Below are 21,195 nucleotides of genomic sequence, written 5' to 3'. Positions count from 1 at the left end.
CCTTCAGTGCGCGACCGCCGCCGCCGCCGCTTCATCGATGAGGCGGCCGGTGCGGAAGCGGTCGAGGGTGAACGGGGCGTTGATGGGATGGGGTTCGTCGCGGGCGATGGTGTGAGCGAAGACGTTCGCCGAGCCCGGCGTCGCCTTGAAGCCGCCGGTGCCCCAGCCGCAATTCACATAGAGCCCCTTCACCGGCGTCTTGCCGATGATGGGGGAACGGTCCGGCGTCACGTCCACGATGCCGCCCCAGGAGCGCAGCATGCGCATGCGGGTGAATTGGGGGAACAATTCGCAGATGGCGTCCAGCGTATGGGTGGTGATGTGCAGCCCGCCCTGCTGGCTGTAGGAGACATATTGGTCCGTGCCCGCGCCGATCACGAGTTCGCCCTTGTCGGACTGGGAGATATAGGCGTGCACGGCGTTCGACATGAGGACGCAGGGAAAGCACGGCTTCACCGGCTCCGAGACCAAAGCCTGAAGGGGAAAGCTCTCCAGCGGCATGCGCACGCCCGCCATGCCCATCACCACGCTGGTGTGGCCGGCGGCGGAAACGCCGATCTTCTTCGCCTTGATGGTGCCGCGCGTGGTCTCCACCCCGGTCACCGCCCCGTCCGGGCCGCGATTGATGCCGGTGACCTCGCAATTCTGCAGGATGTCGACGCCCAGCGCGTCGGCGGCGCGGGCATAACCCCACACCACCGCGTCATGGCGCGCGGTGCCGCCGCGCCGCTGGAGCGCCGCGCCCATGACGGGATAGCGAATGTCCGGGGAAATATTCAGCGGCGGGCAGAAGTCCTTCGCCTCCTGCGGCGTCATCCATTCATTGTCGATGCCGTTGAGGCGGTTGGAATAGACGTGGCGCTTGAAGCTTTGGACGTCATGAACATTGTGCGCCAGCATCAAGACGCCGCGCTGGGAGAACATGACATTGTAGTTCAGCTCCTGCGAGAGGCCTTCCCACAGCTTCACCGCATGCTCATAGAGCGCGGCGCTTTCGTCATAAAGATAATTGGAGCGGATGATGGTGGTGTTGCGCCCGGCATTGCCGCCGCCGATCCAGCCTTTTTCCAGCACCGCGATATTGGTGAGGCCGTGTTCCTTGGCGAGATAATAGGCCGCCCCGAGGCCGTGGCCGCCGCCGCCGATGATGATGGCGTCATAGCTCGCCTTGGGCGCGGGGTCGCGCCATTGGCGCTGCCAGCCCTGGTGGGCGTTCAGCGCTTCCGACAGCAGCGATGGTAAGGAAAAACGGCGCATGGGCCTCGGTCCCCTGGTTCCTGGCGCCAAGGTGCACCAGCGGGCTGCGCTTATCTCGTCGGCTTGCGACCCCGTTCTGGAACAAATCCGACATTCCGGGGGCAATTTTTCCAAATGGCAGCGGACTCGCCGTGACGACGCTTTTGCGATAATTTATGTCGCGATCAGAAAAGCGAGCGGCGATTTTAAGTCGAACACTTCCAGACATCGGCGCGCGGGCATTTGAGCCTTGGGCCGCGCGGGGAGAGCGACATGCTGGATACCACCGACACCGACCTGCAAGCGCTTCTGCGCCGCCGCCGGCCGGGCTACAGCCTGGAAGCGCCGTTCTATACCAGCCCCGCCATCTTCGCCGCCGACATGGACATCATCTTCTGCCGCCACTGGATCTACGTGGGCGTCGAACCGGACGTTCCGGAAGCGGGCGACGCCATGGCGGTGGATATCGGCAAAACCTCGATCATCATCGTGCGCAATGACGATGGCGCGGTCCGCGCGTTCCACAATGTCTGCCGCCATCGCGGCGCGCGCCTGCTGCACGACTACAAGACCACGGTCGGCAATCTCGTCTGCCGCTACCATGCCTGGACTTATGATCTCGACGGCAAGCTGCTGTTCGCCGAACATATGGGCAAGGACTTCGACGCCGCCTGCCATGGCCTGAAGCCGGTGCATCTGCGTTCGCTGGAAGGGCTGCTGTTCATCTGCCTCGCCGACAACCCGCCGGAGGATTTCGAGGAGATGGCGCAGCGCATGGCGCCGTATCTCGCCCCGCACGACCTGCGCAACGCCAAGGTTGCTTTCGAGAGCGAGCTGATCGAGCCCGGCAATTGGAAGCTCACCATGGAGAACAACCGCGAATGCTATCATTGCGCAGGCAATCATCCCGAGCTGACGGTGCCTTTGTTCGCCTATGGCTTCGGCTTCGCGCCCGAAGAATTGGACGAGATGGGACGGGCCGAGGCGCAGCGCTATGCCGATCTCATCACGCAAAGCCACGGCGCCTGGGAAAGCTGCGGCTTCCCCTCGCAGATGATCGAGCATCTCGACGACCGGGTGACCGGCTATCGCACCGAGCGCCTGCCGCTGGACGGGGCGGGCGAGAGCCACACCGGCGATACCAAGGCGGCGTGCAAGAAACTGCTCGGCGCCATCAATGATCCCAAGCACGGGGCGCTGCATTTCTGGACCCAGCCCAACAGTTGGCACCATTTCATGAGCGACCATGTGGTGACCTTCTCGGCCATTCCGCTGGATGCCGAACGCACGCTCGTGCGCACCAAATGGCTGGTGCACAAGGATGCGGTGGAAGGCGTCGACTACGATATCGCCAACCTCACCGCCGTGTGGGAGGCGACCAACGCCCAGGACAGCGAATTGGTGGGCTTCTGCCAGCAGGGCGCGCAAAGCCCCGCCTATGAGCCCGGCCCCTATTCGCCCCACACCGAAATGCTGGTGGAGAAATTCTGCAATTGGTACGTGGGCCGCATGCGCGCCCATGGCGCGCGCTGAGCGATGGACGCACAAGCCCTGCGCCCCGACCCGCTGCTGGCGACCCTCGCGGGCGCACGCCCGCTCTGGGATTGCGAGCGCGACGACGCCTTGATCGTGCGGCAGGTGCGCGCCGAGACGGCGGACGTGAAAACCTTCATCCTCGCCCCGGCGACCCCGGCCCGTTTCGCCTATGAGCCGGGCCAGTTCATCACGCTCGATCTCGAGATTGCGGGGGAGCGCGTCAACCGCTGCTATACGCTCTCCTCCACGCCAACGCGGCCGGATACGGTCTCGATTACTGTAAAGCGCGTGCCGGGCGGGCCGGTGTCCAACTATTTGCACGACCATGTGCGGGAAGGCAGCGTCTTGCGCGCGGTTGGGCCCATGGGGGATTTCACCTGCGCGCGCCATAAGGCGGAGAAATATCTGTTTCTCTCCGGCGGCAGCGGCATCACCCCGCTCATGTCCATGGCGCGCGCCCATCATGATCTCGCGAGCGGCGCGGACATCGTGTTCGTGCACAGCGCCCGCACGCCGGACGACATCATCTTCCGCGCCGAATTGGAGCTGATGGCGCGCAACCAGCCGTCCTTCCGCTTCGCCGCCATCTGTGAAACGGAGAGCGAATTTCACCCCTGGCACGGCTTCATGGGGCGGCTGCGCCCGTCGCACCTCGATATTGCCGCGCCCGATTTCCGCGAACGGGAAATCTTCGTCTGCGGCCCCGCGCCTTACATGGCGGCGGTGCGCGAGCTGCTGCGCGGCGCCGGCTTCGACATGGCGCGCCACCATGAGGAAAGCTTCGATTTTTCGGCCCTCGCGCAGGCCGAGCCGCAGGTCGCGGACGCAGTGATCGCCGCCGAGGCGGGGATCGACGCGGCGCCGGTGGTGAAGACCTACAGCGTCGAATTCCGCAAGAGCGGCCGCACGATTGAATGCCCGGCGGACATGCACGTTTTGGAAGCCGCGCGCCGCGCCGGCCTGCGGCTGCCCTCCTCCTGCACCAAGGGCCTGTGCGGCACCTGCAAGAGCAAGATGGTGGACGGCACGGTGGAGATGAAACACGGCGGCGGCATCCGCCAGCGGGAGATCGACGCCGGCATGGTGCTGATCTGCTGTTCCAAGCCCACCAGCGACCTCGTGATCGAGCGGTGACATGCACGGCGCCCTGAAATCCGCTCCTCCCTCCGCCGCGCGGGATGCGCCGGACGCGCCGATGGCCCGGCTGCGGCGCATCGGCTTTCTCACCTTGCCCAATTATTCCATGATCGCGCTTTCCAACGCGCTCGAAGCCTGCCGCATGGCCAATTATGTCAGCGGCGGCGCGGCCTATTCCTGGCAGGTGCTGACCGTGGACGGCGCGGCGTGCCCCGCCAGCAACGGGCTCAGCCTCAGCCCCACCGTGCGCCTCGCGGAGGCAGGTCCGCTGGATTTGCTGATCGTGTGCGGCGGCATCGACGTGCGCCAGGCGGTGGCGCGCGGCACCCGCGATGCGCTGCGCCGCGCGGCGCGCAAGGGGGTAGCGCTCGGCGCGCTCTGCACCGGCACGTTTGCCTTGGCCGAGGCCGGGCTTTTGAACGGCTATCGCTGCGCCATCCATTGGGAGAATCTGGCCGCGATCCGCGAGGAATTTCCCGACGTTGCCTTCCAGGAGGATGCCTTCGTCATCGATCGCGACCGCCTCACCTGCACCGGCGGCGTCGCCCCGCTGGAGATGATGCTGGTGATGATCGCCGCCGCGCTCGGCCCGCGCACGGCGGGCGCGGTGGCGGACCAGTTCATCGTGCGGCGCACCGGCGCCCCGGAAGGACGCAAGGCCCATCTCTCCCCCGAAGTCGCTGCGCGCCAGCCGGCCCTTGCCAAGGCGGTGGAGCTGATGGCCCGCCACGTGGAAAAGCCCATGTCGGTGGCCGATGTCGCGGCCGCCGTCGCGCTCTCCCAGCGCCAGCTGGAGCGGCTGTTCCGGCATCATCTTTCCCAGTCGCCGGCGGTGTTTTACCTCGGGCTGCGGCTCAACCGGGCGCGCGAATTGCTGCGCCTCTCACCCTTGCCGGTGACCGATGTGGCTTTCGCCTGCGGCTTCCAGTCGGCGGCGCATTTCTCGGTCGCCTACGGGCGGCGCTACGGCCATTCCCCGAAGGCGGAGCGCGCCGCATGATCTTCCCTTATGCCTGCGCCCGCGCGGCCGGAGCCCGCTTATGATCGCGAATGCCGACGCGCTTCTCAAACCCTTGAGCATCAAGGGCCTCACCATCCGCAACCGGGTGATGAGCACGTCCCATGCGCCGGGCTATGGCAAGGACGGCAAGCCGCAGGAGCGCTATCAGCTTTATCACGAGGAAAAGGCCAAGGGCGGCATCGGGCTGACCATGTTCGGCGGCTCCTCCTCGGTGGCGCTCGATAGCCCGGCCGCGCCCTGGAACCAGGTGTCGGTCGCGGACGACAGCGTCATCCCCTTTTTCCAGAGCTTTTCCGACCGCATCCACCGGCACGGCGCGCGGCTGATGATCCAGCTGACCCACATGGGCCGGCGCACCAAATGGGATACGGAGAATTGGTTTCCAACCGTCTCCTCATCGCCCCGCCGCGAGCCGGCTTCCCGCACCATTCCCAAGGAGCTGGAAGCGGAGGAGATCGCCCGCATCATCCGCGATTTCGCCCAGGCGGCGCGGCGCTGCAAGGACGGCGGGCTCGACGGCTGCGAGGTCTCCGCCGCCCACGGCCATCTCATCGATCAATTCTGGTCGCCGGCCGTGAACCATCGCACCGACCGCTATGGCGGCAGCCTGGAAAACCGCATGCGCTTCGGCCGCGAGGTTCTGGAAGCCATGCGCCGCGCGGCAGGGGATGATTATGTCATCGGCATCCGCATGTCGGGCGACGAGATGATCGCCGACGGCCTGTCGCACGAGGAGTGCGTGGAGATTGCCGCCACCTATGCCCGCGACGGGCTGGTGGATTTCATCAATGTGCTCGGCGGCCAGGCGCGGGACGACATGGCCCACGCCATTTCCCTGCCCAATATGTCGTTCCCCGTCGCGCCATTCCTGCATTTGCCGAGCGCCATCAAGCGCGAGGTGGAGGTTCCCGTGTTCCATGCCCAGCGCGTGACCGACCTTGCCACCGCCGCCCGCGCGGTGGCGGAAGGGCATGTGGACATGGTCGCCATGACCCGCGCCCATATCGCCGATCCGCATCTGGTGAAGAAGCTCAGCGAGGGGCGCGAGGACGATATTCGCCAGTGCGTCGGCGCCGGATATTGCATCGACCGCATCTATGTGGGCGGCGATGCCTTGTGCATCCAGAACGCCGCCACCGGCCGCGAGGCCACCATGCCCCACGTCATCCCTAAGGCCGATGTGCGGCGCAAGGTGGTGATCGTCGGCGCCGGGCCGGGCGGGCTGGAGGCGGCGCGGGTGTGCGCCGCGCGCGGCCATCAGGTGGTGCTGTTCGAGAAGAACGCGGTCGCCGGCGGGCAGATCAACATTGCCGCGAAAGCCGGTTGGCGCGAGGCGCTCTCGGGCATTCCGCGCTGGCTTTTGGGGCAGGTGGTGAAGCTGGGCGTGGACCTGCGCCTCGGCACCGAGGCGAGCGAAGAAGCCATCCTCGCCGAGGCGCCGGACGTGGTGATCCTCGCCACCGGCGGCGCGCCGAGCCTCGGCCACGCCAAGGGCGCCGAGCGCGCGGTTTCAACCAGCGATGTGCTCACCGGCAAGGTGGAAGTGTCCGGCTCGGTGCTGCTGTTCGACGAGATGGGCCAGCACAATGCGGCCTCCACCGCCGAAATGCTGGCGCAGCGCGGCTGCCTGGTGGAATTCGTCACGTCCGATCGCCTCCTGGCGCAGGAGGTGGGCACCACCAACCAGCCGATCCATTATCGCGAACTCTACAAGCTCGGCGTCGTGTTCTCGCCTAATCTCGATTTGATCGAGATCTATCCCGAGGGCAACCGCCTGGTGGCGGCGCTGCGCAACACCTTCACCGATGCGGAGGAGGAGCGGATCGTCGATCACGTCGTGGTCGAATACGGCACCTTGCCGGTGGATGGAATCTATCGCGCGCTGAAGGCCGGTTCGGTGAATGCCGGCCAGATCGACCTCGACGCCATCGTCGCCGGCACGCCGCAGCCGTTCGATCTCGCCAAGGGCTTCGCGCTCTACCGGGTGGGCGATGCGCTGGCGGGGCGGAACATCCATGCCGCCATCTATGACGCCTTGCGCCTCTGCAAGGATATCTGAGCCATGAACGCCGGCTTTTCCGCCGCCTTTGGCCTGTCCCTGCTCGTGTGGCTGATGGCCCTGGTCGCGCTCGCCGGCATCGCCACGCGCGTCATGCTGTGGCGGCGGGGCCGCGCGGCGCGGGTGGATTGGGTGGCGGGCCTCCTGGCCGTGCCGAGGCGTTATCTCGTGGATGTGCATCACATCGTCGAGCGCGATGTATGCGCCGCGCGCATGCATATGCTGGTGGCGGGCGGGCTGCTGGCGGGATCGGGGCTGGCGGCGCTCGGGATCGTTCCGGCTTTGGGCGGATCGCGCGCCTATTGGGCGCTCACCGCGCTCGCTTTCGCGCTCATGCTCACCGGCGCCTGCGTGGTCGGCTTGCGCCGCTATCCGAAGCGCCCGCACCGGCTCTCGGGCGGGCGGTTCCAGATCTTGCCTTGGCTGCTGATGGGATATGCCACCGGCGCCCTGCTGGTTGCAGCACTCGCGGCGCTTGGCGCTTCCGGCGGCCTCGTGGCGCTCGCTTTCACCGCCGCCGCCGGCCTTGCGCTCGCCTGGCAGACCGCGCGCGGTCCCATGCGCCATGCCCTGGCTGGTGCGCTGCATCTTGCCGCGCATCCCCGGCCGGCGCGCTTTTCCGGCGTCCGCGACGTGGCGCTGGCACCCGTGGATCTTGAGGCGGAGCGGCTCGGCGTGGAGACGCCGGCGGATTTCGCCTGGAACCGCCTCTTGGGCTTTGATGCCTGCGTGCAATGCGGGCGCTGCGAGGCGGCGTGCCCGGCGTTCGCCGCTGGCCAGCCGCTCAATCCCAAGGCGCTGATCCAGGATCTGGTGGGCGCCATGGAGGGCGGCACGAGCGACTACGCCGGCAGCCCTTATCCCCATGCCCGGCCGGTCGCCGGCATCGGCGGCGCGGATGCACCCCTTCTCGGTGCCGGCGCCAGGATCCACCCCGATACGCTCTGGTCCTGCACCACCTGCCGGGCGTGCGTGGAGGAATGCCCGATGATGATCGAGCATGTGGATGCCATCATCGACCTGCGCCACCACCAGACCTTGATGCTGGGCGCGGTGCCGGAAAAGGCCGCCGCCGCGCTCGACGATCTGCGCGACACCGACGAGGCGGGTGGGCGCGCCCTTTCCGCCCGCACCGATTTCGCCGCCGGGCTGGACCTGCCGGTCGCGCGGCCGGGCATGGCGGTGGACGTGCTGCTGTGGCTCGGCGAGGGGGCGTACGATCTGCGCTATGGACGCACGCTGCGGGCGCTGGTGCGGCTGCTGCGGGAAGCAAAGGTGGATTTCGCCATTCTCGGCGCCGCCGAGCGCGATTGCGGCGACCTCGCCCGCCGCCTCGGCGATGAAGCGACCTTCGCGCGGCTGGCGCGGGAGAATATCGCCACCCTCACCACGCTGCGCTTTGCCCGCATCCTCACTGCCGATCCCCATGCGCTGAACGCCTTGCGCAACGATTATCCGGCCTTCGGCGGCCATTATGAGGTGTGGCACCACACGGCCTTTCTCGATGCGCTGGTGGTGCAGGGCCGCCTGCCGCTGGGCACGCTCGCCGGTCTTGCCGTGACCTATCACGACCCCTGCTATCTCGGCCGCTATAATGGCGAGGTGGAAGCGCCGCGCCGGCTGCTGGATGCGCTCGGCCTCGCCCGCAGCGAAATGGCGCGGCACGGCACCCGCTCCCTGTGCTGCGGCGGCGGGGGCGGCGCGCCCTTGAGCGATATCGAAGGCGAGCGCCGTATTCCCGACCTGCGCATGGACCAGGCACGGGAAACCGGCGCCGCATTGGTGGCGGTGGCCTGCCCCACTTGCACCGCCATGCTGGAAGGCGTGAGCGGCACCCGGCCCGAGGTGCGCGACGTGGCCGAATTGGTGCTCGCCGCCTTCGAAGCCGGGCAGGGCGCGCCCGCGCCCCGCCGCCGCGCCCTGGAGCTTCAGCCATGAACCGCCCGCGCCGCGATCCGCGCGCCGAGTGGGCCGGGCGGCAGGTGGTTGGCGTGCAAGGTGCCGGGCCGGGGGACCATGCGCGCCCGCGCTTCGAGCTGTTCGGCGCGCCGCAGCCCGGCGCCGTGCGGAACGCTGTGTCAAACGCCAAGTCCTTCGCCGTGCGGCGCGATCCCCGCGCGCACTGGGCCGCCGCCATGACGCGGGGCGGTGCGCGCCCGAGGTTCGACCTCAGCCTGCTGGGGCAAAACCTGCTGGGGCAGGGTCTGTTGATCCAGGCGCGCGCGCTCGACGCTCAGGCGGCCGCGCCCGAACTCGCGCCGCAGGCGCCGCAGGTTCGGATCATCGACGATCCCGCCTTCCTGGTCTTGGCACTGGCCGATGCGCCGGGTGGGCATCTTTCCGCGCAGGATCGCCAATTGCTGGGCGCCGCACGCCTGCTGGCCGATGCCGGCGGCGGCGCGGTGCTGCTGCTGGCGTCCCTTATGCCGGAAGATTCCGGCGCGGCCGGCGCTGATCGCGTGGCCGGGCTCTGTGGGGACGATGCCGACGGCCGCGCCGATGCGCTCGCGGCCGCCGTCCTGGCCCTTGCCCCGCGCCATGTGCTGTTTGCGGAGACCTCCACCGGCGGCGATCTGGCCCGGCGCGTGGCGGTGCGGCTGGGCGAACCCTTGTTCTGCGGCGCCGAGCAGATTAGCGCGAAAAGCATCGCCCGCCCGGCGCGCGGCGGCACGGTGGAGCGGCGAAGCGCCCCGCCGCGCCTCATCACGCTTGCGGATGGCGCGGCCGCGCCCCACGGGCGGGTGGCGCACGAGGCGCGGCCGATGGAGCTTCCCCGCCCGGCCCCGCGCGACAGCTTTATTCTCGCCGTGGAGGAGGTGCCGGCCGACCCCACGACCGTGGCGCTCGGCGAAGCGGATTTCGTGCTCTCTGCCGGCCATGGGGTGAGCGATTTCGAGGCCTTCCGCGCCCTTGCCGTGGCGCTGCGGGCGACGCCGGGGGCGAGCCGTATGGTGTGCGATGCCGGCCTCATGCCCCGCGCCGCGCAGGTGGGCGCCTCCGGCACCGTGCTGGCGGCGCGCTGCTATTTCGCCCTCGGCATCGCCGGCGCCCCGCAGCATCTGCAAGGCATCGCGGGATGCGAGCATGTGCTTGCAGTGAATATTGATTTGCACGCGGCCATGGTCGCGCGCGCCGGGCTCGCCATCGTGCAGGATGCGCAATTGGTCATGCCGGCGCTGCTGAAGGCCCTGCATGAGGAGGCGGGCGCATGAAGGCCCTGGTCCTGCTCTCGGAGGGGCGCCATCCGGTCTCGGGCAAGGCGTGCCTGCTGCGCAACGAGGCCCAGGCCGCGCGGCTCGCCGCCACCCTCGATGCCGCGCCCCATGGCCTGCATGCCGGCCCGGCCCTCGGCGCCCTGCGCGATGCGCTCGGGCGCGGGCTTTCGGGCCTCACGCACCTGAGGATGGCGGGAGATGCCGACCCGGTGCCGGCCCTGGCCGAAGCGATCCGAGAGGCGGCGCCCGATGTCGTGTTCGCCGGTCCGCGCGGCCAGGGCGGCGAGGATACCGGGCTGGTGCCCTATGCGCTGGCCCATCGCCTCGGCTGGCCGCTGATCCCCGATGCGGTGGCGCTCGTGCCGGGAGCCGAGGCGGGCACGGTCGTCGTCGAACAGGCGCTGCCCCGGGGCGCGCGGCGGCGCGTCACCGTGCACCTGCCGGTGCTCGTCACGGTGCATGCCGGCGCTCCCGCACCTCTGCCCTTCGCCTTCGCCAAGGCCCGGCGGGCGGATGTGGACGTGCGTGCGGCCGAGGGGATCGCTTTTCTTCCCGAAGGCGAGGAGCGGCCCTATCGCAGGCGGCCGAAACTCGCGGCGCGCCCGGCTGGCGGCACGGCGGCGGAGCGCCTCGCCGCCGCGACCGGTGGATCACCGGCGGGCGGGCGCGTGCTGGTCGGCCCGACGCCGGAGGAGGCGGCGCGCGAAATCCTCGCCTTTCTGCGCCAGATCGGCGTGCCGAAATCCGCGCGCTGAACGTTTGGCCGAAAGCACGGTTTGGAGCGCGGGAGAGCCACCGTCATCCGCCCCTAAACCGCTCTTCGACTCCGCCAAGCTGATGTTTCACATGAAACATTTTTCTCAGCGCTGGGCGGTGCGCCAGTTTTCCGCGGTGTAATAAGGCGCGTTGGAGGCCGCGAGCGCCGGCTTGCCGAGGATGATGTCGGCCGCCTTTTCCCCGATCATGATGGTCGGCGCATTGAGATTTCCCGTCGTCACGGACGGCATGATGGAACTGTCCACCACCCGTAACCCCTCGACGCCAATCACTTTTGTGTCCGCTGTCACCACCGCCATGGGATCGTCGGCGCGCCCCATCTTGCAACTGCAGGAGGGGTGATAGGCGCTCTCCACATGGGCGCGCACGAAGGCGTCGATGTCCGCATCGCTGGTGACGTCGGCGCCGGGCTGTATTTCGCGTCCGCGATAGGGGTCGAATGCCTTCTGGGCAAAGATCTCGCGGGTCAATCGCACGCAAGCACGCATCTCCACCATGTCATCATCATGGCTGAGATAGTTGAACATTATGCGCGGATGGTCTTTCGGATCACGCGAATTCAGCCGCACCCAGCCCCTACTCTTGGTGCGCATGGGCCCGACATGGGCCTGGAAGCCATGTTCGCTCGCAAGACCTTTGCCGTCATAGGTCACGGCCAAAGGGATGAAATGATACTGGATGTCGGGATAGCGAATGCCCGGCCGCGAGCGGATGAAGCCGCAGGTTTCGAAATGATTGGTGGCGCCGAGGCCGCTCTTCGTCAGCAACCATTGCGCCCCTACCAGCGTGCGCGGGATGAAACCAGTATTGGAATACAAAGTGATGGGCTGGGTGCACGCAACCTGGAAGTAAAACTCCAGGTGATCCTGGAGGTTTTCCCCCACCCCCGGCCGATCCGCCACGACCTCAATGCCAAGGTCAGCCAGTTCCCCCGCAGCTCCAATGCCGGAAAGCTTCAGCAGCTTCGGCGAATTGATCGGACCACTTGAGACGATCACCTCACGCCGCGCCCGCGCCACCTGCTCCGTGCCCCCACGCTCGTAGCGAACCCCCACCGCGCGGCGGCCCTCGAACAGGATTTGCGAGGCTAAGGCATGGGTGACAAGGCTGAGGTTGGGGCGCTTCAGGGCGGGCTTGAGATAGGCGTTGGCGGTGGACCAGCGCACGCCGTTTTTCACCGTCATGTCCATGCGCCCGAAGCCTTCCTGCTGGGCGCCATTGATGTCGGAGGTCGCGGGATAGCCGGCTTGCTGGGCGGCATCCACGAAGACTTTATACAGTGGGTTTTCAATTGGCCCGTAACTGGTCGCGAGCTGGCCGGAGGCGCCGCGATATTCATCGCCGCCTTCCTGCCGCCCCTCCGCGCGCTGGAAATAGGGCAGCACGTCGCGATAGCCCCAGCCGTGCGCGCCCTCTTCTTCCCAGCGGTCGAAATCGTGAGGATTGCCACGCACATAGACCATGCCGTTAACGGACGACGAGCCGCCGATGACCTTGCCGCGCGGGCACACCAGGCGCCGGCCGCCGAGGCCGGGCTCCGGCTCGGTCTCGAAGCCCCAATTGTATTTCGGCATGTTCATGGGCATGGACAGCGCCGCCGGCATCTGGATCAGCACCGAGCGGTCGGAACCGCCATATTCCAGCACCAGAACCGTATTTTTGCCGTCGGCCGACAGGCGGTCCGCCAGCACCGCGCCGGCCGAACCCGAGCCGACGATGACATAGTCGAAGTCCTGTGCGGAATCTTGCGAAGACGGCACGATGTGCTCCATCAATAGGGCGAGGCCACGCGTCCGAGATTGACGTAGACGCTCTTGACCTGGGTGTAATGCTCGATCGCCGCCCGGCTGTTCTCTCGGCCGATGCCGGATTGCTTGTATCCGCCGAACGGCATTTCCACGGGCGTGATGTTATATTGGTTGATCCAGCAGGTGCCGGCCTCGATCTGCGCGATCACCCGGTGGGCGCGGGCGAGGTCGCGGGTGAAGACACCAGCGGCGAGGCCGAAGACGGTGTCGTTGGCGCGATCTATCACCTCGTCCTCGCTGGAGAATTCCAGCACCGACACGACCGGGCCGAAGATTTCCTCGCGCACGTTCGGCATGTCGTCGGTGCAGCCATCGAAGATAGTGGGGGCGACGAAATAACCCTTCTTCAACGCGCCCGTCTCGATGCGATGGCCGCCCGCGATCAGCTTGGCGCCAGCGGCTTTCGCCGCCTCGATATGGCCGAGCACCTTTTCCATATGGGCGCGGGAGATGAGCGCACCCACATGGGTCTTGGGATCTTGCGGATCGCCCACGATCATCTTCTGCGTGCGCGCCGCCAGCTGTTCCAGAAACGCCTTGCGAATGGAGGTGTGCACGAAGACGCGTGTGCCGTTGGAGCAGATTTCTCCGCCCGAATAGAAATTCCCCAGCATGGCGGCGGAAACCGCATCCTCGATATTGGCATCCTCGAAGATGATCAGCGGGGATTTCCCGCCGAGTTCCAGCGTCACTTGCTTGAGCGTGCCGGCGGCGTCCGCCATCACTTTCTTGCCGGTGCCGGCTTCCCCGGTGAGAGAGACCTTGGCGATGCCGGGGTGGCGGGTCAGCAGGCGCCCGGTGTCGGCGAAGCCCTGCACCACGTTGAACACGCCGTCGGGGACGCCGGCCTCGGCCATGATTTCCGCCAGCTTCACAGCGGTGAGCGGGGTCAGCTCCGCGGGCTTGAAAATCATGGCGTTGCCACAGGCGAGCGCGGGCGCGGCCTTCCAGCAGGCGATCTGGAGCGGATAATTCCAGGCCCCGATCCCCGCCACCACGCCGAGGGGCTCACGGCGTGTATAGCCAAAGGCTTCGGGGCCGAGGTCGAGATGGTCTCCAGTAATGGTCGGGGCGACGCCCGCGAAATATTCCAGGCAATCGGCGCCGGAAAGAATATCGACGACGCTGGTTTCCTGGATCGGCTTGCCGGTGTCCAGGGTCTCCAGATGGGCGAGTTCGCCGTTGCGGGCGCGCAGGATGTCGGCGACGCGGCGCAGGATGCGGCCGCGCTCGGTGCCGGTCATGGCGCCCCACGTCTTCTGCCCCGCCGTCGCGGCGGCGACCGCGCGCTCGATCTCGGCGGCGCCGGCGATCTCGATCTCGGCGAGGATCTCGCCGGTGGCGGGATTTTCGGTGGTGAAGGTGGTTTTGTCGCGCGTGCCCACGGGGCCGCCGCCGATCTGGTTGCGGATCGGTGCAGGCGCGCCGGTCATGGCTTTGGTCTCGGGGGGAACGGCGCTCAAGGCGAGCGCTGCGGCGAGTTGGGAATCGGCAAACGCGGTGGCGATGGCGCGGGCGGCGGCGCTGTCCGGCTCGCCGTCGCTGGAGAGGGTGGCGCGCAGCCACAGGCCGTCGATCACGGCCGCGATGGACACCGCGATGCGCTGCGCATCGCTGGCCGGCACCAGCTTTTTCAAGGCGTGCACGAGGTCGGAGATCATGCGGCGCTGATAGACGTTCTGCACCCGCGCGAAGCGCTTCTCGTGGATCACCTGGCCCCAGAAGGCGAGCCAGACCGAGGAGGTGCGGCGGTCGAATTCCGCCGGGGCGAGGTTGGCTTCAATGACCGCCTGAACCCGCTCGCGCGGGGTGCGGGCGGCGGCGAGGCGGCTCGCGGTGCCGCTGGCGAGGCGCCGCGCGAGATGGCGCAAGGTGGCTTCCAGAAGGCCGTTCTTGTCGCCGAAATAATGCGCCACAAGGCCAGGGGAGACGTTCGCGCGCCGGGCGATCTGCACCAAAGTGGTGGCAACGAAGCCGATATCCGCGAGGCAGGCGATGGTGGCGTCGATCAATTGCTGGCGCCGCGCATCCTCTGCTTCGAACCGGGCGTGCGCTGCCTCTGCCATGCTTGCCTCCACCTGTGACTGGTACGTTGATTATACGTTCAATCAATCATATGCCCAGCGCAAATGTGAGGCAGCGCCCTCAATCCTCGGTTTCATCAGTTATCTTGCACCGCACCATGTATTGCCTATCTTTGGTGCGTTGAACGCGCAAATAATGGGCGTGACAAGTCGCGGTTTCATGTGTTGAATGGCCATTCAATGGAGTCCTTCCAAAGGGACCCTCGGAACAAGACGGCCCGGCAAAGCGGCCGCCACCTTCTTTCGGAGTGAGGGGCCGCGCGCATGGCCGGCCCCGGGCCTTTTCGCAGGGGAAAAGACATGACTGGCTTTCGCGTGTTCAAGACATTGACCGCAGCGCTCGCCCTGGGCGCGGCGCTGTTTGCCTTCGGCGGCGCGCCTGCGCAGGCGGCCGATGCGCCCTCCTGTAAAACGGTGCGCTTCGCCGATGTGGGCTGGACCGACATCGCCGCGACCACCGCCATCACCTCCACCATCCTGAAGGGTCTTGGCTATGCCCCGAAGGTGCAGGTACTCGCCGTTCCGGTGACCTATACTTCCATGAAGAACAAGGACATCGACGTCTTCCTCGGCAATTGGATGCCGACCATGGAAGCCGATCGCAAGCCCTATGTGGACGACAAATCGGTCGAGGTTCTGAACGCCAATCTGGAAGGCGCCAAATACACCCTTGCCGTGCCCACCTATCTCTATGATGCGGGCCTGAAGACCTTCGCCGACATCGCCAAGTTCAAGGACAAGCTGAAGGGCAAGATCTACGGCATCGAGCCGGGCAACGACGGCAACCGCCTGATCATCGGCATGATCAAGGACGACAAATTCGGCCTCGGAAAGTTCGAGATCGTCGAATCCAGCGAACAGGGCATGCTCTCGCAGGTGGAGCGCGCCACCAAGCGCAAGGAGCCCATCGTCTTCCTCGGCTGGGAACCCCATCCGATGAACACAAAATTCTCCATCAAGTATCTGGAAGGCGGCGACGACGTGTTCGGCCCGGATCTGGGCGGCGCCACCATCTATACCAATGTGCGCGCCGGCTGGCTCGCCGAATGCCCGAACGCCGGCACCTTGATCAAGAATCTCAAGTTCTCGCTGCCGCTGGAAAACGTCGTGATGGGCTATATTCTGTTCGACAGCATGGAAGCCGACAAGGCCGCCGAGAAGTGGCTGAAGGCCAATCCCAAGGTGTGGGAGCCCTGGCTGAAGGGTGTCACCACCCTCGACGGCAAGCCGGGCCTGGAAGCCGTGAAGGCCTCCTTGAAGATCTGAGAACGGGCCGTGGCCTGCGGGCCGCGGCTGTCCTCCGCGGGCCGGGGCGCCCGTGGAAATCGACCATCGTCATCATCGCAGCGCAGGCGGGGATTGGCCCATGTACGACTGGCTCACCGAACATAAGATCCCGCTCGGCCAGTGGCTCAAGGCGGTGGTCGATTTCCTGAGCACCCATGCCCAGGCGGTGTTCGATCTCATCTCGCTGGTGCTCGGCGCGATGATCGGCGGGCTGACCGACCTGCTGCTGTTCGTGCCGCCGCTGCTGCTGATCGCGCTCTGCGCGGTCGGCGCGTACCTGGTGCATCGCTCCATTGGGCTTTCCGTGTTCATCCTGGCGGCGCTGCTGCTGGTGGCGAATCTTGGCTATTGGGACGCCACCATCGAGACCTTGTCGCTGGTGCTGTGCGCCACCTTCGTGTGCGTCGTCATCGGCGTGCCGGTGGGGATCGCGGCGGCGCACCGGCCCTGGCTCTACACCGCCATCCGGCCGATCCTGGACCTGATGCAGACGATCCCCACCTTCGTCTATCTCATCCCGACCCTGGTCTTGTTCGGCCTCGGCGTGGTGCCGGGGCTCATCTCCACGGTCATCTTCGCCCTGCCGGCGCCGATCCGCCTCACCCATCTCGGCATTTCCTCCGTGCCGTCGGCGCTGGTGGAGGCGGGGGAAGCCTTTGGCGCCACCAAGCGGCAATTGCTGTTCAAGGTGGAATTGCCCTATGCCCTGCCCACCATCATGGCCGGTATCACCCAATGCATCATGCTCAGCCTCTCCATGGTGGTGATCGCCGCCCTCGTGGGCTCGGACGGGCTCGGCAAGCCGGTGGTGCGGGCGCTCAACACCGTGAATGTCGCCATGGGGTTTGAATCCGGCATGGCCATCGTCATCCTCGCAATCGTGCTCGACCGGGTGTGCAAACGCCCCGAGCAGCGTGCGCGCCGTTCCAGGAAGGCTTGAGCCATGACCGCGCTTCCCGTGAGCCTCTCCGCGCCGGAACCCGAGGTGGCGCCCGCCTCGGTCTCGGTGGAATTCCGCAATGTGGACATCGTGTTCGGCCGCCAGCGCCAGCGCGCGCTCGCCATGATCGACGCGGGGGCGACGCGCGACACCATCCTGGAGGCGACGGGATGTGTGCTGGGCGCCGCCGGGGTCAATCTCAAGATCGGGCGCGGGGAAATCTGCGTGCTCATGGGCCTTTCGGGCTCGGGCAAGAGCACCATCCTGCGCGCCGTCAATCGCCTCAATAAGGTGGCGCGCGGCGAAGTGTTCGTGCGCCACGAGGGCACGCTCGTGGATGTCGCGCGCTGCGATGCGCACATGCTGCGGGAGATCCGCATGCACACGGTTTCCATGGTGTTTCAGCAGTTCGGCCTTCTGCCCTGGCGCACGGTGCGCGAGAATGTGGGCTTCGGCCTGGAATTGCGCGGCACGCCGCTCGCCGAGCGCAATCGCCTAGTGGACGAGAAGCTCGCCATGGTGGGGCTGTCCATGTGGGCGGACAAATATGCCAATGAACTCTCCGGCGGCATGCAGCAGCGCGTGGGTCTCGCCCGCGCCTTCGCCACCGATGCCGATATCCTGCTCATGGACGAGCCCTTTTCCGCGCTCGATCCGCTGATCCGCGACAAATTGCAGGACGAATTGCTGGATCTGCAAAAGCGCATCCAGAAGACCATCGTGTTCGTCAGTCATGATCTTGATGAAGCGCTGAAGATCGGCAATACCATCGCCATCATGGAAGGCGGGCGGATCGTCCAGGCCGGCACGGCGGAAGACATTCTGCTGCGGCCGGCGAACGATTACGTGGCCGAATTCGTCAAGCACATGAACCCGCTGAATGTTCTGCGCGGCAATGCGGTGATGACCCCGGCGAGCGCGCTCAAACGCGACGATGGGGTGATCCTGCTCGGCAAGGAAGGGCAGGTGCGCGTGACCATGGACGGGGAAGGGCGGCCGGTCTCCGTCACCTTGAATGGGCGCGAGGGCCGGCTTGTGGCGGCGGACCCGGAGAGCGGGGCGGTCGCGCCTTATGCGGATGTGATCGTCGCGCCGGTGGATCTGAAGCTGAAGGCGGCGATCGCGCTCAAATGCCAGACCGACCATCCGATTCTGCTGGTGGACCAGCTCGGCCGCCTCGCCGGCCTGTGCGACGATGACGAGATTTATCGCGGCCTGTTGCGGCGCGGGACCTGAATTTGCTTCAGGAGGGGAAGGAAAGAGCGCCCGAATTGCTCCGGGCGCCCTTTTCTATTCACAGCCCAGGATAGATCGGAAAGCGCGCGCACAAGGCGGCGACTTCCCCCCGCACGCGGCTTTCGGTGAGGCTGTTGCCCTCGTCCCCGCTCTGCGCGAGGCCCTGGAGCACGTCGGCGATCAGGTCGCCCACCTGTTCGAACTCCACGATGCCGAAGCCGCGCGTGGTGCCCGCCGGGGTGCCGAGGCGGATGCCGGAGGTGACGGCCGGCTTCTGCGGATCGAACGGAATGCCGTTCTTATTGCAGGTCAGCCCGGCCCGCTCCAGCGCCGCTTCCGCCGCCTTGCCGGTGACGTTGAACGGCCGCAAATCCACCAGCACCATATGGCTGTCGGTGCCGCCCGAGACGATGGCGGCGCCCCGCTCGGAAAGCCGCGCCGCCAGCGCCCGCGCATTGGAGACCACTTGCAGCGCATAGGTGCGGAAATCCTCTTCCAGCGCCTCGCCGAACGCGACCGCCTTGGCAGCGATCACATGCATCAGCGGGCCGCCCTGGAGGCCGGGGAAGACCGCCGAATTCAGCTTCTTCGCCAGCGCCTCGTCATTGGTGAGGATCATGCCGCCGCGCGGGCCGCGCAGGGTCTTATGGGTGGTGGTGGTGACGACATGGGCATGCGGGAAGGGCGAGGGATAGGCGCCCGCCACAATCAGCCCGGCATAATGGGCCGCATCCACCAGCAGATGCGCGCCCACCATGTCCGCAATGGCCCGGAAGCGCGCGAAATCGATGATGCGGGGATAGGAGGAGCCGCCGGCGATGATCAGCTTGGGCTTGTGCTCCAGGGCCAGGCGCTCCACCTCGTCATAATCGATCAGCGCCGTGTCCGGCTTCACGCCATAGCCGATGGCCTTGAACCATTTGCCGGAGAGGGTGGGCGGCGCGCCGTGGGTGAGGTGGCCGCCGGCCGCGAGCGACATGCCGAGGATGGTGTCGCCGGGTTGCAGCAGGGCCATCATCACGGCCGCATTGGCCTGGGCGCCCGAATGGGGCTGGACGTTCGCGAACCCGCAGCCGAACAGCGCCTTGGCCCGGTCGATGGCGATTTCCTCCACCACGTCCACATGCTCGCAGCCGCCGTAATAGCGCTTGCCGGGCAGTCCCTCGGCGTATTTGTTGGTCAGCACCGAGCCCTGGGCCGCGAGCACGGCCGGCGAGACGATGTTCTCGGACGCGATCAGCTCGATCTGGTCCTGCTGGCGGGTGAGTTCGGCGCCGATGGCGGCGAACACGGCGGTGTCGGCGAACGGGGCGGCGGCGGTTTTCACCTGGATGTTCATCTGGTTTTCCTCTGGACGTCGGGCAATAGGACATCGTTCGGCGCGCGGCTGAGCCGGGCCGTTCTTGAGCGCAGACGAAGCCCCTCAGGCGGGGCGGCGCCTCAGCATTCGGGTACGTTCACCGCGAGGCCTCCCTGGGAGGTCTCCTTGTATTTGGACTGCATGTCGGCGCCGGTCTGGCGCATGGTTTCGATCACCTGGTCGAGCGAGACGTGGTGAATGCCGTCGCCCCGCAGCGCCAGCGAGGCGGCGGCGATGGCCTTGTTGGCGCCGAAGGCGTTGCGCTCGATGCAGGGGATCTGCACCAGCCCGCCGATGGGGTCGCAGGTCATGCCGAGATGGTGTTCCATGGCGATCTCGGCGGCATTCTCGATCTGCTCCGGGGTGGCGCCCAGCACGCAGGCGAGCCCGGCCGCGGCCATGGAGGCGGCGGAGCCCACTTCGCCCTGGCAGCCCACTTCGGCGCCGGAGATGGAGGCGTTGCGCTTGATCAGCGCGCCCACCGCCGCCGCCGTCAGCAGGAAGGCGCGCAGATGCTCGCGCGTCACGCCGGGGCAGAAATCGCGGGCATAGCGCAGCACCGCCGGCACGATGCCGGCCGCGCCATTTGTCGGCGCCGTCACCACGCGGCCGCCGGCGGCATTCTCCTCATTCACCGCGATGGCGAACACCGAGACCCAGTCCATGATTTCGTGCGGCGGACGCTGGTTGCGCAAATGGTCGGCCTCCAGCTTCTCGCGGATCGCCTTGGCGCGGCGCTTCACCCGCAGCCGCCCGGGCAAGCTGCCGTCGACGCTCAGGCCTCGGTCGATGCAGGCGAACATGGCTTCGGCGATGGCATCGAGCCCCGCTTCCACCTCGGCGCGGGAGCGGGACGCGCATTCGTTCGCCATCTGCACTTCGGCCATGGCAAGGCCGCTGCGGGCGCAGGCGGTCAGCAGATCCGCCGCGCTGTCGAACGGGTAGGGGACGGCGTGCTCGTCCGCCGCGAGGTTCTCGCCTTCCTCAACGACGAAGCCACCGCCGATGGAATAAAACACCTTTTCACTCACCACCGCGCCATCCGCATCGAAGGCGCGGAAGCGCATGGCGTTGGAATGTAAGGGCAAGAGCGTTTCAAAATCGAAGATCAGGTCGGCGTCGGGATCGAACGCCACGCGCCGGCCGGCATTGGTCGAGATCGCCTTCTCGATGGCGAGGCGCGCCACCAGGGCCGGCACGTCGTCCGGGTCCAGGGCGGCGGGCACGGCGCCCATGAGGCCGAGGCAGATGGCTTGGTCGGAGGCATGGCCCTTGCCGGTCCAGGCCAGCGAGCCGAACACTTCCGCGCTTACGCGGCGTGCATCCGCCGGCAGCGTGTCGCGAAACCGCCGGGCCGCGACCATGGGGCCGACCGTATGGGACGAGGACGGGCCGATGCCGATCTTGAAGAGGTCGAATACGCTGATCATTGCTTGTCCGCCCTCCCCGGTGGCGTTTCGGCCGGTCTCGTGCCGGCAGGATCGACCTTGCCCGAACGC

Annotated in this window: 15 protein-coding genes; 10 read left to right on the top strand and 5 right to left on the bottom strand. The window is 67.0% G+C overall.

The window, feature by feature from the left end:
• Positions 1–3: 3 nt before the first annotated feature.
• A complete protein-coding gene (locus tag V5G24_RS21035; protein ID WP_394083603.1) occupies positions 4–1,257 on the bottom strand; it encodes a sarcosine oxidase subunit beta family protein in 1,254 nt (417 codons plus the stop codon).
• A 252-nt stretch (positions 1,258–1,509) separates the two neighbouring features.
• Between V5G24_RS21035 and V5G24_RS21030 the strand changes: the two genes are divergently transcribed.
• The 7 genes from V5G24_RS21030 to V5G24_RS21000 are packed head-to-tail and all read left to right on the top strand — an operon-like array spanning position 1,510 to position 10,959.
• Entirely contained in the window at positions 1,510–2,769 is a 1,260-nt protein-coding gene (locus tag V5G24_RS21030) for an aromatic ring-hydroxylating oxygenase subunit alpha (RefSeq protein WP_394083605.1), read from the top strand.
• Positions 2,770–2,772: 3 nt separating this feature from the next.
• Complete coding sequence (locus tag V5G24_RS21025; RefSeq protein ID WP_394083607.1) at positions 2,773–3,906, top strand: FAD-binding oxidoreductase; 1,134 nt, start codon at positions 2,773–2,775, stop codon at positions 3,904–3,906.
• 1 nt (position 3,907) lies between these two features.
• The gene (locus V5G24_RS21020) at positions 3,908–4,909 is read left to right on the top strand and encodes a GlxA family transcriptional regulator (protein ID WP_394083609.1); all 1,002 of its coding nucleotides are present in this window, start codon (positions 3,908–3,910) and stop codon (positions 4,907–4,909) included.
• 40 nt (positions 4,910–4,949) lie between these two features.
• Entirely contained in the window at positions 4,950–6,989 is a 2,040-nt protein-coding gene (locus tag V5G24_RS21015; RefSeq protein ID WP_394083611.1) for an oxidoreductase, read from the top strand.
• 3 nt (positions 6,990–6,992) lie between these two features.
• Positions 6,993–8,927: a DUF3483 domain-containing protein gene (locus V5G24_RS21010; RefSeq protein WP_394083613.1), complete on the top strand. Its 1,935-nt coding sequence runs from the start codon at positions 6,993–6,995 to the stop codon at positions 8,925–8,927.
• The gene (locus V5G24_RS21005) at positions 8,924–10,201 is read left to right on the top strand and encodes an electron transfer flavoprotein subunit alpha/FixB family protein (protein ID WP_394083614.1); all 1,278 of its coding nucleotides are present in this window, start codon (positions 8,924–8,926) and stop codon (positions 10,199–10,201) included. Before V5G24_RS21010 ends, V5G24_RS21005 begins: the two co-directional genes overlap by 4 nt.
• Positions 10,198–10,959, top strand: coding sequence for an electron transfer flavoprotein subunit beta (locus tag V5G24_RS21000; RefSeq protein WP_394083616.1), 762 nt, complete (start codon positions 10,198–10,200; stop codon positions 10,957–10,959). Before V5G24_RS21005 ends, V5G24_RS21000 begins: the two co-directional genes overlap by 4 nt.
• Before the next feature lie 105 nt (positions 10,960–11,064).
• Here the strand turns inward: V5G24_RS21000 and betA are convergent, their stop codons facing one another.
• Positions 11,065–12,741: a choline dehydrogenase gene (gene betA, locus V5G24_RS20995; RefSeq protein ID WP_445322301.1), complete on the bottom strand. Its 1,677-nt coding sequence runs from the start codon at positions 12,739–12,741 to the stop codon at positions 11,065–11,067.
• 11 nt (positions 12,742–12,752) lie between these two features.
• Positions 12,753–14,855, bottom strand: coding sequence for a betaine-aldehyde dehydrogenase (betB, locus tag V5G24_RS20990; protein ID WP_394083620.1), 2,103 nt, complete (start codon positions 14,853–14,855; stop codon positions 12,753–12,755).
• A 318-nt stretch (positions 14,856–15,173) separates the two neighbouring features.
• Here betB and V5G24_RS20985 point away from each other — a divergent pair, with 318 nt between their 5' ends.
• The 3 genes from V5G24_RS20985 (at position 15,174) to choV (ending at position 18,336) form a co-directional block, all read left to right on the top strand.
• Positions 15,174–16,139 carry a choline ABC transporter substrate-binding protein gene (locus tag V5G24_RS20985; RefSeq protein ID WP_394083622.1) on the top strand — a complete coding sequence of 322 codons (966 nt, stop codon included), beginning with the start codon at positions 15,174–15,176 and terminating at the stop codon, positions 16,137–16,139.
• A 100-nt stretch (positions 16,140–16,239) separates the two neighbouring features.
• Entirely contained in the window at positions 16,240–17,100 is an 861-nt protein-coding gene (gene choW, locus V5G24_RS20980; protein ID WP_394083624.1) for a choline ABC transporter permease subunit, read from the top strand.
• Between the two features lie 3 nt (positions 17,101–17,103).
• A complete protein-coding gene (gene choV / locus V5G24_RS20975; protein WP_394083626.1) occupies positions 17,104–18,336 on the top strand; it encodes a choline ABC transporter ATP-binding protein in 1,233 nt (410 codons plus the stop codon).
• Between the two features lie 58 nt (positions 18,337–18,394).
• Here choV and glyA read toward each other — a convergent pair whose 3' ends face one another.
• Complete coding sequence (gene glyA / locus V5G24_RS20970; RefSeq protein ID WP_394083628.1) at positions 18,395–19,675, bottom strand: serine hydroxymethyltransferase; 1,281 nt, start codon at positions 19,673–19,675, stop codon at positions 18,395–18,397.
• Between the two features lie 101 nt (positions 19,676–19,776).
• Positions 19,777–21,126 carry an L-serine ammonia-lyase gene (locus V5G24_RS20965; RefSeq protein WP_394083630.1) on the bottom strand — a complete coding sequence of 450 codons (1,350 nt, stop codon included), beginning with the start codon at positions 21,124–21,126 and terminating at the stop codon, positions 19,777–19,779.
• Positions 21,127–21,195 lie beyond the last annotated feature (69 nt).

It is taken from the genome of Roseixanthobacter finlandensis (assembly GCF_043195105.2).
Classification (GTDB): Bacteria; Pseudomonadota; Alphaproteobacteria; order Rhizobiales; family Xanthobacteraceae; genus NCEH01.
Note: the sequence above shows the minus strand (reverse complement) of the source record. Positions and strands in the feature narration are given on the sequence as shown.

What these genes read in the sequence shown, in the direction of transcription:
- V5G24_RS21010 (WP_394083613.1), top strand. Translation starts at nt 6,993, where the DNA reads ATGAACGCCGGCTTTTCCGCCGCCTTTGGCCTGTCCCTGCTCGTGTGG.
- V5G24_RS21025 (WP_394083607.1), top strand. Translation starts at nt 2,773, where the DNA reads ATGGACGCACAAGCCCTGCGCCCCGACCCGCTGCTGGCGACCCTCGCG.
- V5G24_RS20985 (WP_394083622.1), top strand. Translation starts at nt 15,174, where the DNA reads ATGACTGGCTTTCGCGTGTTCAAGACATTGACCGCAGCGCTCGCCCTG.
- glyA (WP_394083628.1), bottom strand. Translation starts at nt 19,675, where the DNA reads ATGAACATCCAGGTGAAAACCGCCGCCGCCCCGTTCGCCGACACCGCC.
- V5G24_RS21015 (WP_394083611.1), top strand. Translation starts at nt 4,950, where the DNA reads ATGATCGCGAATGCCGACGCGCTTCTCAAACCCTTGAGCATCAAGGGC.
- choV (WP_394083626.1), top strand. Translation starts at nt 17,104, where the DNA reads ATGACCGCGCTTCCCGTGAGCCTCTCCGCGCCGGAACCCGAGGTGGCG.
- choW (WP_394083624.1), top strand. Translation starts at nt 16,240, where the DNA reads ATGTACGACTGGCTCACCGAACATAAGATCCCGCTCGGCCAGTGGCTC.
- V5G24_RS21000 (WP_394083616.1), top strand. Translation starts at nt 10,198, where the DNA reads ATGAAGGCCCTGGTCCTGCTCTCGGAGGGGCGCCATCCGGTCTCGGGC.
- V5G24_RS20965 (WP_394083630.1), bottom strand. Translation starts at nt 21,126, where the DNA reads ATGATCAGCGTATTCGACCTCTTCAAGATCGGCATCGGCCCGTCCTCG.
- V5G24_RS21035 (WP_394083603.1), bottom strand. Translation starts at nt 1,257, where the DNA reads ATGCGCCGTTTTTCCTTACCATCGCTGCTGTCGGAAGCGCTGAACGCC.
- betB (WP_394083620.1), bottom strand. Translation starts at nt 14,855, where the DNA reads ATGGCAGAGGCAGCGCACGCCCGGTTCGAAGCAGAGGATGCGCGGCGC.
- V5G24_RS21020 (WP_394083609.1), top strand. Translation starts at nt 3,908, where the DNA reads ATGCACGGCGCCCTGAAATCCGCTCCTCCCTCCGCCGCGCGGGATGCG.
- V5G24_RS21030 (WP_394083605.1), top strand. Translation starts at nt 1,510, where the DNA reads ATGCTGGATACCACCGACACCGACCTGCAAGCGCTTCTGCGCCGCCGC.
- V5G24_RS21005 (WP_394083614.1), top strand. Translation starts at nt 8,924, where the DNA reads ATGAACCGCCCGCGCCGCGATCCGCGCGCCGAGTGGGCCGGGCGGCAG.